Below are 12390 nucleotides of genomic sequence, written 5' to 3'. Positions count from 1 at the left end.
TGCCACCACGACCGCTTGGCCGGGTTGTCGAAAAGTCGCCGTCCCATTCACCCACCTCGTCATCAGATCGGAGGCGATATGGTCATCCACAAAAACGCAGAACAATGTGCGAACTTCGGACGGTTACCTGCCGTCCAAGCGCGCCATCGGAAAGGAAACGAGGAGTTGGCCGGGAAGGGAAAGGGGAGAGATTTATGAGGGCAAGATAAATGCCAGGGCACTTCCGCCTCCCAAGCTCTTGATACAGCTTGGTTTTCGCCGTGCTACCCCGTCGGCCAGCGTGCCGCGTGAAGCATATTTCTCAGTGATTTCAATGCTCTTTGTGGTACCATGCCGCCTTGCTGAGCGGCATTTGCTCTATGTACATGCTGTTGCGACTTACATGTTCGCCATGGTGGAGATCGCGATCATCAACAAAACATCGGCCTCTGAACCGCACTCGCTGGCGGCAATCGCGAAGCGTGTGCGTCCTGGCGACCTTCAGCAAAAGGCGGCATGGATGGAACGCCCGCTCGCTAATTTCTTTGCAGACCGTATAAATAGCGAAGAGATTTGCCCGAATTCTATTGAAACCTTGATCGATGTGGTTCGGTCGGTTTCGCTGCTGGCAGTGCATCGCGACCGGTTTGACTCGCCGCAGCGGTTTCAAGCCGCCGCAGCGACGCTGATCGACGCGGTATCTCAAGGCCTGACTAGACGTGAGGCACATTCATGACCGCCGAAAGCCGTGTTGCTCGCGCCTTCGGGTTAGATGAAGTGGGCTGGGCTCGCCACGCCAATCCGTGGAGCGGGTGGACCCGGTTCACGACCTGCCTACCGCTGCTCGTGCTCGCCATCTGGAGTCGCGTCTGGCTGGGCTGGTGGTCGCTTGCGCCCATTCTTCTGGCGCTGCTTTGGATATGGCTGAACCCACGCGCATTCGGTCCCGTTCGTGACGATCGCGATTGGATCGCCAAGGGCGTTTTCGGCGAACGGTTATGGTCAAACAGGCATCGTGTCGCGGTACCGAACCGCCACAAGGTCATGCCAAATGTGCTCAATATCGCATCTCTGATGGGGTTTCCCTTCGTGGTTTGGGGTCTCGTCACGCTCGATCTCTGGCCAACGGTTTTCGGCATAGCCGTGATAACGATCGGAAAGCTCTGGTACATTGATCGCATGGCCATCCTCTACGAAGACATGATCAGCAGTCATCCGGAGCTCCGCTATCGGCCACCCCAATCATATGCGGTATCGACCGGGCGGTGACAGCTTCTGGAAGCGAGCAAGATCGTTACGAACCGCATTTTAGGGTCAAGAGCCGCCGTTTGTGTCGATCCAAGGCTGAGAGGCGGCAATGCGCCCTCATCTCGGTCATTGCGGCTCGCCCGCTCACTGCCTGGAAGCGGATATAGTTGCCTTTCACCAAGGGGACGGGGTTTGGGACATTCTGGCTGTCCAATAGCAACTTCGACGACGGCGGGTTGTGCCGAGAGCCGACAATTCTTGATTATTGAGAGGGATCGCCAGAAAGCTTCGGATGATTTTTCGATGACTCCAGGGTCGTGAAAAGCTGTCTGCGTACGGCGGGCATCCTTGTTTTTGAAGCGCGCCGCTCTTGAACTGGCGTGCTGTTGAGCCTCCTAGGCAATGCGATTGTCTCGACCGTCTAGACGCATTCAGCTCTCGTAGGTCGCGCCGCACGAGCAGCTTGAGGCCGATCTGCCCGAGCGCCAGGCCTTGATTCTTGATCGAAACATAAACATAGTCTTTAGATGGCAAGAACCCGCGAATTTGATCTCACCGCTGCGCTCGATCAGGCGATGCGCGTTTTCTGGCGCAAGGGATATGCGGCAACCTCGATGTCCGACATCTACGCCGCCACGGGCCTCAAGCCGGGCAGCATTTACGCCGCGTTTCGTGACAAGGAAGGCCTGTTCCAGCAGGTGTTCGAACATTACGCGAGCTTCTTCCGGACCACCCTTCCGACGGACACCGAGGGTTTGGCGGCGATTCGCGCCTGGATCACGCTCCAGGCCAAGCTCGCCTCGGACGATTCCGACCGCGCGGGCTGCCTGATCATCAACACCGTGGCCGAACGCGAGGTCCATTCCGCAGCCACACAGGCGCTAGCTCAAGGGCGGATGCGCGAGATCCGAGACTTTTTCGTCCGTAATCTGATGATCGCCGCGACGGCGGATGATCTGCCGCCGGAAACCGACCTCGATCTGCGCGCTGATGCTCTGGTCGGCGCGGTCGTGAGCATCATGACCCTGGGGCGCGCCGGGGCGGATGCGTCCACCATCAAGCATGTTGCAAAGGCAGCGCTGGAGCCCTTCGCATTCGAAAAATGATCGATCGTTCATTTTATATATTGATCGATCGATCCTGAATACCTAGATGGGCGAGGCGGCGATGGGCCGCCTCGCTTGCGAAGGAAATCATCATGCACGGACAGAACGTCGTCGTGATCGGCGGCAGCAAGGGCATCGGGCTGGAAGTCGCCCGTCAGGCACTGGCGCGCGGTGCGCGCGTCACCATTGCGGCCCGCGGGGAAGCGGCGCTTGCGGCCGCCGCCGCAGCCATACCCGGACTCGAAACCGCCGTTGTCGACGCCGCGGACGCCGCCTCGGTCCGCGCCCTGTTCGCGCGCTTCGACACGGTCGATCACGTCTATCATTCGGCCGGCACCTTTGTCGGCGGCCCTGCAAGCGGTGACGTCGCCGCCTATCGAGCCGCGATCGAGCCGCGCATCTTTGGCATCGCGCATCTCGTCGCGGCGACCGAGGGCAAGATTCCGGCTGGTGGCTCGATCACCCTGACGGGCGGCGTGTCTACCGACCGTCCGGCCAAGGGCGCGTGGATCACCAATGTCGGCACAGCCGCTGCCGAGCAGAGCGCCCGCGCGTTGGCCCTTGATCTAGCCCCTGTGCGGGTAAATGCCGTCGCCCCCGGCTGGACCGACACGCCGATGTGGGAAGGCCTGTTGGGCGAGGATCGCCACGCCGCCTTTGCCGATGTCGCCGCCAGGCTGCCGGTGGGCCATATCGCCGCCGCGGCCGACGTCGCCGGTGCGGTGCTGTTCCTGATGAACAACTGCTCGGTCACCGGCGAGATCGTCCATGTCGATGGCGGCCACCGGCTGATCTGACGCTGAATCGCATCAACGCTGAGGATGACGAACATGCGTTACCGTTTGCTTGGTCGCACCGGCCTTTATGTCTCCGAGCTTGCGCTTGGGACGATGACCTTTGGTGGCGGGGATTTCTGGCGCTCCATCGGGGAGCTCAATGTCGCCGCCGCCATGCCCATTTTGCGCGATGCGTTCGATGCGGGGATCAATCTGATCGATACCGCCGATGTCTATGCCCATGGCCGCTCGGAGGAAATTCTGGGCCAGGCGATCCGTCAGCTTGGCCTGCCGCGCGACGAGCTGATCCTTGCGACCAAGGCCTATGAACGGGTCGGCCCCGGCCCCAATGCCGGGGGCTCCACCCGCCGCCATCTGATGTGGAGCGTGGATCAGAGCCTCAGGCGGTTGCAGGTCGATCACATCGATCTGTTCCAGCTGCACGGGGTCGATCCGGTCACCCCGCCCGAGGAAATTGTCGACGGGCTGGCGGCGCTGGTCCGGTCGGGCAAGGTGCGCCATATCGGCCTGTGCAATCATCCCGGCTGGCAGGCCGAGCGCCTGATCGGCATTGCCGCGCGCACCCATGCACCGGCGGTTGCCGCCAATCAGGTCTATTATTCGCTGGCCGGCCGCGATGCCGAGCGCGAAGTGCTGCCACAGGCCGAGGCTGCCGGGCTCGGCATCCTGGTATGGAGTCCGCTCGCGGGCGGGCTGCTGTCGGGCAAGTTCGATCCGCTCGCGCCCGAAACAGGTCCGGCGGATGCGCGGCGCACGGCTTTCGACTTTCCGCCGGTCAATCGCACCCGCGCTGCCGCGGTGATCGCTGCCGCCCGCCCGATCGCGGCGGCGCACGGAGCCAGCATCGCGCAGGCTGCGCTCGCGTGGTTGCTCACGCGCCCTGCCGTCACCAGCGTCATCATCGGTGCCAAGCAGCCCCCACAGCTGGGTGACAATCTGGGCGCGGTCGAACTCGCGCGCGCTTTGACCGCAGAAGATATCGCGGCGCTCGATCAGGCATCGCAGCTGCCGGGCGAATACCCCGGCTGGATGGTCTCCTATCAGGCCGCAGGCCGCGCTCCGGGCGGCAAACGACCGCCAGCCTGAGGTCCGCTCGCCCTTTTTCCATTTCGGTGCGCGTCCGCTCCCGCACGTGCCGACTGTCCCCGAGGGAGCGCCCCCAAGGAGAACCCCCATGAAAGATCTCTACGTCGCCCGAGTCAGCATCACCCACGGCCGCGACGGCACGGCACGCTCCGCCGACGGCAATCTCGACGTCAAGCTGGCGTTCCCCAAGGAACTGGGCGGCAATGGCGTGGGCACCAATCCCGAACAGCTTTTTGCCGCGGGCTTTTCGGCCTGCTTCGCCAGCGCCATCCGCTTCGCCGCCGGGCAGATGAAGCTCGATGCCGGCGAGGTCAGCATCGACACCGCCGTCACGCTGTTCGTGCGCGAGGATGGTCGCTATGGCCTGCGCGCCGACTTTGATGTCAGTGTTCCAGGCCTTTCCGGCACGGATCGCGACGCGGTGATCGCCGAAGCCAAGCGAATCTGCGCTTACACCAACGCCACATCGGGCAATGTCGAGACGCGCTTCACCATCAAGGATGCGTGACGCGATCCTGTCATTGATCTTCAAATATCGCTAGTTACTGCCAGTCGGCGCGCGCAGGGCGTCCCGCACCGCCGGCTGGCAGCGCCTTACAGACGAGGTTTCCGATGCCAATCACTGCCCCCTTGCGCCGCGCCATGCTGCTTGCAGCGATGCTTCCCTCGCTGGCCATGGCGCAGGAACCCCAGGTTATGCGTCTCGAGGCGACAACCGCCGAGGTCGGTATCGAGATCGACGGCAATCTGCTCGGCAATTGGCAGCTCGATCCGAACAGTTATCCGCGCGATATCGCGCTGCCGGTCGAGAAGGCGGAGCCTTCGACCATTTGTTTCCTCAACGAAACACAGCGCGCCTGTGCCGATTTCATCCCCAACCAGTCCCGACCGCTCGAGATTGCGTTCAAGGGCGCACGGATCGCTACCGTCATCCGCGCTCAGCGCAACACGCCGCCGGCCGTATTCGATGCCGCCTACCAGGCGGCGTATCGCGGAAAGACCGTCGTCGAAGTGCCAGAAGTCTATGAACTGGTGAACATCGCCATCGCAATCTCGCCCTTTGGGCAGGGAGATCGCGACATGGTCTATCACGACAGCCCCTATTACGCGGCGGTCCAGACTCATTTCGCCCCTTTCGTCGATCATCCGCTCATCAAGCGGGTGGACGCCATGCTGCGTCAGGACCGGATGGACTATTTCTCCTTCAAGATGAACGGCTATGCCTTCGTCTTCGACGCCGAGGGGCGCATCGTGCGCAGTCCGGTGTATGACCGCACCGGCTTTGCCGGATCGCTCGACAACGCGGTGCTGCCCTATCTCGAAGACCTTCAGGACTTCGCAAATGTCAGCAGCTTCCGCGCCTTCTATCGCGAGCATCAGGATCTCTACAAAAAGCAGATCCGGTTCTTCGATCATGAGGCGCAGGTCGCGCGGATCAGCAGCTGGCTGGGCGAGCGCTTTCCCTCGGTGAAGCCCTATGACGGGGTGAAGATCGTGTTCTCGCCGCTGGTCGCCTATAACCAGTCGCTCACCACGCTGGAGGCGAATGGCTATCGCGAGCTGCAGCCGCATGTGAACTATCCCTACGGTGCCAATCGTGGCCTTACGCCCCAGGGCGCCGCGATCGAGCGTTCGGCGATCCTGTTCACCGAAATGAACCACGGCTTCATCAATCCGGTGGCCGAGAAATATCGGGAGCAGATCGCCAAGGCTCTCACCGATCGGCCCGCCTGGGCTGACGATACCAAGGCTCCGGGCAATTATCCGGGGGCTGAGGCGCTGTTCGATGAATACATGAACTGGGCGCTGGTCAGTCTCTACTACCGCGATCTGATGACAGACCAGGATTTCGCCATCTCGCACGCCGCTGTCGTCGACAACATGCAGAATGGTCGCGGTTTCCTCCGCTTCGCGGCATTCGATGCCGAGCTTCTGCGACTGTACGCGGCGCGCAAGCCCGGCCAGACAATCGAAGACCTCTATCCGGCGATGCTAGATTGGGTTGCCGCACAATAGGCGAAGGTGCTGACAGTCTAATGCGCACTCGTCTCCACCGGAAGGAGCTGTTGCTTTGGGCGCGGCGGCTTAGCTTGCGATGATCTGCCACTCAGCCAGGGCGGCTGAGCGGCGCTCCTCCACGCGATTATTCGCGTGACGGCCAATGTGCTGCTTATCGCGATTGCCGAGCTCGTCCATCGCTGCCCCGTAGGAGCGCAGGCCGTCGGTGGTGATTGCGGGCTAGGCGGCAGGGCTCGAGATTTGCGGATGATCCCTCCGGGCTATCACCGCGCCCCAGGCCCTGCCTCATTCGTCTGACAGAGCCGCCAGCAGAGTTGCGGTTCTCCGTTGACGATCAAGCCGCAGCGTTGAATGACCTTAAACATGGCTGACCGACAACGAAGGACAACGATCGTCGACGTAGCGCGCGCCGTGGGGGTATCGGCGAAGTCCGTGTCCCGCGTCCTCAATGGCGAACCCAACGTCAGCCCCGACTTGCGCGACCGCGTGCGCGAAGCGGCGCGAAGCCTGAACTACCATCCCAATGCCCTTGCGCAGGCGCTGGTGCGCCGTCGGTCGTATCTGCTCGGCCTGGTCTATGAAAATCCCAGTCCGAGCTATTCGGTCGAGCTTCAACTGGGTGCGCTCGATCGGCTGAAGGATGAGCGGTATCATCTGGTGTCTCTGCCGATTCGGTCGGTGCGCGAGCATGCGGACGAAGTCGTTCCCCTGCTGCGCGCAGCTGCACTCGACGGCGTGATCCTGGCGCCGCCCGCTTCCGACCACCCGACCGTCCTGGACGCGCTGGATGCAGTCCAGCTGCCCTATGCCCGCATCGCGTCCACCACAATGCTGGAGCGGGGGCCGAGCATCGTGCTGGACGATGTCGAGGCGGCGCGGACCATCGCCGAGCACGTGATCGGGCACGGCCATCGGCGGATCGGCATCATCAAGGGCAATCCCGCCCACCCGTCCAGCATGGCACGCACGCTGGGCTATACGCAGGCAATGGCGGGGGCGGGGATCGAGCTTCGAGCCGACTGGGTCGAACAGGGCTTCTACACCTTCGAATCCGGATATGAGGCGGCGCAGCGCTTGCTCGCCCGCGCCGACCGGCCAACCGCGATCCTGGTGCAGAATGACGAGATGGCAGTCGGCGCGCTGATGGCGGCGCGCGAACTCGGCCTGGCGCTGCCCGAACAGCTGTCCATTGTCGGCTTCGACGATTCGGAGGTATCGCGCGTTGCCTGGCCGCGGCTCACCACGATCCGCCAGCCGGTCTATGACATGGCGGTCAGCGCAGTCGACGTGCTCATCCGGCAGTTGAGCGGTGAACCGTCCCAGACTTTGACCGCGCACCGCTTCGAGCTTCTCGTCCGCGATTCCGTGGGGCCGCCACCGCCAGCGAACGGGCAGGCTTAACGCGCGCCCATTGCCTGGCGCTGGACGAAATTGGGCCGGCGCGTCTCCGCCGGGTTGAGCAGGCGATCGAGCAGCGCGTCATGTGTCGGCGCTGCGTTTGCATAGGTTCGCATCGCCGCGCCGAGCTGGCGCATCAATGCGCGGATCTCGGCGTTGTCGGGGATGTCGACAAAGGGATCGTGCGCGTCCGGCCGCAATCCCATGCCGACCGCCACGAACCACCAGCTGATGTCGGCGAACAGCTCGCGACGACGCGACACGATCCGGCCGCTCGCCGTGAACAGATCGATTTTCTCGGCAAGGCTGTCCGGCAGGGTCAGCGTGCGCATCCGGTCCCAGAACGGTTCGCCGAACCGCCGATTGGGCACGTAATGCAGCAGCAGAAAGTCGCGGATATGCGCATATTCCAGGTCGACCTCACGGTTATAGGCGCGGGCGAGCGGTGGTGCCATCGTCCGGTCGGGCCAGTAATCCAGCAGGCGGTACAGGCCGGTATGGATCAGGTGGATGCTGGTGGACTCGAGCGGCTCAAGAAACCCGGCGGACAGCCCGATGGCGACGCAGTTACCCACCCACGCGCGCCGCCGGTGACCTGCGACGAACCGCAGGAAACGCGGATCAGCCTCGGCCGGTCCCTCGATCCGGGCAAGCAGGGCCGCTGCAGCATCCTCGTCGGACAGGTGCTCGCTTGCATAGACATAGCCGTTGCCGACGCGGTGTTGCAGCGGAATGCGCCACTGCCACCCGGCCGTGCACGCAGTGGCCGTGGTATAAGGCGGGCGCCCGACGCGGTGGCGGCTGGGTGCGGCGACGGCGCGATCGCACGGCAGCCAGTGACGCCAGTCATGATAGCCCGCCGCCAGCGTTTCTTCGATCAACATGCCGCGAAAGCCCGAGCAGTCGATGAAGAGGTCGGCTTCCAGCCGCTCGCCGCCCTCCAGCACTAGCGCCGCGATCCCCTCGCCGCCGTGGCGGGCGCCGTCGCGCTCGCCGCCCATCACGCGCCGGTCAAGCCGCACGACGCCGCCACGCTCCGCCACTTCACGCAGATAGGCCGCCACCAGTCCCGCGTCGAAATGCAGCGCATAGGCGAGCCCGCCGCCCGGGAAGGCGCCATCCGGCGGCGGGAACGCGAACTTGCCCGCTTCCGCCAGTGCGATGGCGGGACAAACATCAGCCAGTTCCTCCGTGCCGCCATCGGCGACGTTGCGCCACCACAAATGGTGGAACGGCCGCTCGTTGACCGTCAGCCCGAAGGTGCCGAACGGATGCCAATAGGCGTGACCCAGCTCAACCCAGTCGCAGAAGCGGATGCCCAGCTTCATCGTCGCGCCGGTGCGGCGGATGAACTCCACCTCGTCGATGCCGCAGAAGCGAAGGAACTCGAAGATCGGCGGGATGGTCGCCTCCCCGACGCCGACCGTCGCGATGCTCGACGATTCGATGAGGGTGATCGTCGTCCCGCTGCCTTCCAGGCGCTTGGCGAGCAATGCGGCGGCGGACCAGCCAGCGGTCCCGCCCCCCAGGATGACGACCGATCGCAGCGCCTGCCCGTCCCTCATGTCCCAGCCCTTCCGCTATCTTCGCCACGCATCGGGCGAGCCGCTGGCGTGCGACTCGCCGTCCGCGCGGACGGTCAGAAGTTGAAGCGTACACCTGCGTAGATGCGCCTGGAGCCGGATTCGAAGCGAAGCGGCAATTCCCGGAACTGGAGAAACGCGGACTGATCAGACTTGGTGAGGTTGATGCCTTCCATGAACACGTTGAACATCGGGGTCACCTGATAGCTGATTTGCCCGTCGAGCTGGCCGTAAGGGCGCTGATAGATGCCTAGCGTCCGCGTCGTTCCGCCGTCGGAGAACCCGAAATTGCCCAGATAGGCCTCTGATCGCCAGGAATAGGACGCCCGCGCCGCAAAGCCGTAATTCTCGTAATAAATCTGGCCGTTGGCGGAGTGGCGCGACACGCCAGGCAGGGGCAACCCTTCATCAAAGTCGTTGAACCCGTCGGTCGAGGTGTCGGAGAAGGTGTAGTTGGCGGTGAAGCCGATCCCGAACGGGAAGGCATATTGCGCCGCGACCTCGAACCCGCGCACCTGCCCGCCCGTGCCGTTCACCGGTTGCGCAACCGGGCCCAGTCGGCCGCCGGCCTGATCGCTGACGAATGTGGGGACCGTCTGAGTGACAATGAAGGAATCGACTTCCTTCCAGAACCCGGCAATGGACAACAGGCCCTGGCGGCCGAAATAATACTCATAGGCGGCGTCGAACTGATAGGCCCGGTAAGGCTCCAGCTCAGGATTGCCGCGGCTGCCGCTGGTGAAGGTGAACAGATTGGTCTGCGGATCGCGCGTGAAGTCGGTCGCGAAGCCGCGGCCAAGGCTGAACAGGTCCTGGCGCGCGACGACCCGGGCCGCCGAGAAGCGCACCTTCTGCCGGTCGTCGATACTCGCCACGACGTTCAGGCTCGGGAGGAAATCGGTGTAGCTGCGGTCGAAGGTGGTTGTCTCGAAATCGCGGACCACGCCGTTCCAGCTATCCGTCCCGAAATAGACCGGGTCGGCGACGCCCTGGTTCTGATCAACCCTGAGCTTGGTGTCGACGATGCGGACGCCGACATTGACATGGTAGGGATCGTCCTCGCTGCCGATATCAGCCATTACATAGCCGGACCGCGTTTCCTCACGCACGAAGAAGCTTTGGATCGGATCCTCAAAGAACGCGAACGGCTTGTCAGGGAAAAGCCCCTGGATCCAGGCGAGCGCGTCCGTCATCTGGGCGCGGTTCTGGACGAGCACCTGATCGCCCTGGACCACGCCGCCGCCGGCGAAATTCTTGATGAGCTCCACCCGATCGGGTGCGTCGGTGAACGTCTGGAACGGCGTCATGACTGGCGGCGAGTTGCCGAACCGGTTGTCGCAGCCGCGCTGCTGCGGGTTCTGCTGCGCAACCGGGATTTCGCAAGCCTTGAAGCCGATCGCACCGTCGAGGAAGTAGGTATAGGGCGTCCAGTTGTACCCGAGCTGCGAACCGTCGGGCTCACCCATGCCGCTGATGTCGGCGAGATAGCGACCCGAGGTGAAATCGATGTTGCGCCGCCCATACCGGAACCCGGCGCTGACGGTGATGGCATTGGTGTCGCTGTCATCGATGTCCCAGGCCATGTCGGCACGGAATGACTGGCCGTCGATCTCCGACCGATCGCCAAAGGCCCAGTGCGACTTGAAGTACCCATAGGCGGGGTTGGTGAACAGGTCCTGCGGACTGCCCGGTGCGATCCCGAACGATGGAAACTTCCCATCGCGGTTGTCATAGGTGAAATCGAAGGTGGCGGGCGCTGCGGGGTTTGCGGGCTGGTGTGAAAAGCCGGTCGGGCTGGATGGGTTCGCGGTCGGCACGGCATAGGCGGTGTAGCGCACGTCATTGTTCGCGACGTTGCGTGTCAGGTCACCCTGTGAGTAAGTCGCGGCGACGTTCAGCCGGAAATTGCGCTTGTTGTCGAACTTGACGGTGAACTGCGCATTGTCCGACGTGGTGTTCGAAACATCGACGAACGAGATCGCTTCGGCCGACTGGGCGCGCATCGTGCCCTGTTGGAGGACGCCGTCGTCGTCGATCGAGAACCCGCCCTGGAGGCCGCGCGCCTCGCCCTGCGCGAACGGGAATTTGAGCGACGCTTCTCGCGTGTCGACCTTGTAGTCCGAGTGAAAGAACTGGCCGGCGAGTTCCAGCTCGTCGGTCGGCCGCCAGGTGACGCCGAGCGATCCGCCCCACCGCTCCCGGCGAATGTCGCGGTCGGTGACATAGCGATATTCGGGGGCGTAATAGTTCGGCACGGTGGCCGAATCGACTCGGTTGGCGAACGCCCAGTTGCCGCGATTTTCGCCGCCGAGCACATTATTGTGCTGGTTGACCCGGTCATAGCTCAGCGACGCGATGATGCCGAAACGATCGTCAAAGTTGTAGCCCACCACCAATGCGCCGGTGGGCTTCCAGCCGCTGATCTCGCTGCCCTTGTTGACGCGCGCGTTGCCACCCAGCGTCAGGCCCGGCTTCAGGTCGAGCGCGCCGCGAGTTTTGAGGTCGATGATGCCGCCGAGGCCGCCCTCAAGCAGCGACGCGTTGGGCGATTTATAGACGTCCACCCCGCCGATCAGCTCGGACGGCACGCCTTCGAGGCTGTCGTTCCGGGTAAAGTTACCCTCGCCGACCTTGAAGGCTTCGAGGCCGGTGACGAACAATTCGCCGTTCAACACGGTGACGTTCTGGTCCAGGCCGCGAATCCGTACCCGGGTACCCTGTCCGTTTTCCCGGTCGATCTGAATGCCGGGCAGCCGCTGGAGCGACTCGGTAATGTTCTGGTCGGGAAACTTGCCGATGTCCTCCGCCGTGACCGATTCGATGATCAGGTTGGAGTTGCGCTTGGCGTTCAACGCACTTGCAAGCGACTCGCGGAATCCGGTGACGATGATGTCCTGCGTCGCGGCATCGTCCTGCGACGCGGGCTCTTCCTGCGCTGGTGCCGTATCCTGCGGCACCGCCGCATTCGTATCCTGCGCATGTGCGGGCACGCTGCACGCGACCGCGAGGATCCATGTAGCCGATACGATGTTCAGCCGCGCTTTGAATGAAAAGCCCCTCATATATCCTCCTCCCAAGCCAGCCCCGGTCGTGCGCTGCCGGGGTCCACGCCAAATCAACGCGCCTTTTGTCCTACGTTGACATCGCATTGTCAACGCTGTCATTACAGCTCGC

The 12390-nt window shown here is 63.3% G+C and carries 10 protein-coding genes; 8 read left to right on the top strand and 2 right to left on the bottom strand.

Features of this window, described 5'->3' with window-relative positions:
• The 8 genes from GO308_RS16130 to GO308_RS16095 all read left to right on the top strand — a co-directional run.
• Window positions 1–715 (top strand): hypothetical protein (locus GO308_RS16130; RefSeq protein ID WP_240886166.1); only part of this gene is annotated, 715 nt, incomplete at its 5' end.
• Window positions 712–1248 carry a DUF6653 family protein gene (locus tag GO308_RS16125; RefSeq protein WP_240886165.1) on the top strand — a complete coding sequence of 179 codons (537 nt, stop codon included), beginning with the start codon at window positions 712–714 and terminating at the stop codon, window positions 1246–1248. The genes GO308_RS16130 and GO308_RS16125, both read left to right, overlap by 4 nt.
• Window positions 1249–1754: 506 nt before the next feature.
• Window positions 1755–2333 carry a TetR/AcrR family transcriptional regulator gene (locus GO308_RS16120; RefSeq protein WP_066548849.1) on the top strand — a complete coding sequence of 193 codons (579 nt, stop codon included), beginning with the start codon at window positions 1755–1757 and terminating at the stop codon, window positions 2331–2333.
• 92 nt (window positions 2334–2425) lie between these two features.
• Entirely contained in the window at window positions 2426–3130 is a 705-nt protein-coding gene (locus tag GO308_RS16115; RefSeq protein ID WP_240886164.1) for an SDR family oxidoreductase, read from the top strand.
• 33 nt (window positions 3131–3163) lie between these two features.
• The gene (locus GO308_RS16110; protein WP_240886163.1) at window positions 3164–4216 is read left to right on the top strand and encodes an aldo/keto reductase; all 1053 of its coding nucleotides are present in this window, start codon (window positions 3164–3166) and stop codon (window positions 4214–4216) included.
• 88 nt (window positions 4217–4304) lie between these two features.
• A complete protein-coding gene (locus GO308_RS16105; protein WP_240886162.1) occupies window positions 4305–4724 on the top strand; it encodes an Ohr family peroxiredoxin in 420 nt (139 codons plus the stop codon).
• Window positions 4725–4828: 104 nt separating this feature from the next.
• Window positions 4829–6232 carry a DUF4932 domain-containing protein gene (locus GO308_RS16100; RefSeq protein ID WP_240886161.1) on the top strand — a complete coding sequence of 468 codons (1404 nt, stop codon included), beginning with the start codon at window positions 4829–4831 and terminating at the stop codon, window positions 6230–6232.
• A 354-nt stretch (window positions 6233–6586) separates the two neighbouring features.
• Window positions 6587–7636: a LacI family DNA-binding transcriptional regulator gene (locus tag GO308_RS16095; RefSeq protein ID WP_346769096.1), complete on the top strand. Its 1050-nt coding sequence runs from the start codon at window positions 6587–6589 to the stop codon at window positions 7634–7636.
• Here the strand turns inward: GO308_RS16095 and GO308_RS16090 are convergent.
• Both GO308_RS16090 and GO308_RS16085 read right to left on the bottom strand, forming a co-directional pair.
• Window positions 7633–9198 (bottom strand): tryptophan halogenase family protein, encoded by a 1566-nt coding sequence (locus GO308_RS16090; RefSeq protein WP_240886159.1) that lies wholly within the window; start codon window positions 9196–9198, stop codon window positions 7633–7635. The two genes, GO308_RS16095 and GO308_RS16090, sit on opposite strands and share 4 nt — an antisense overlap.
• 74 nt (window positions 9199–9272) lie before the next feature.
• Window positions 9273–12278, bottom strand: coding sequence for a TonB-dependent receptor (locus GO308_RS16085; RefSeq protein ID WP_240886158.1), 3006 nt, complete (start codon window positions 12276–12278; stop codon window positions 9273–9275).
• Between the last annotated feature and the right edge of the window lie 112 nt (window positions 12279–12390).

The organism is Sphingomonas sp. SFZ2018-12, assembly GCF_022496715.1.
Classification (GTDB): Bacteria; Pseudomonadota; Alphaproteobacteria; order Sphingomonadales; family Sphingomonadaceae; genus Sphingomonas.
Note: the sequence above shows the minus strand (reverse complement) of the source record. Positions and strands in the feature narration are given on the sequence as shown.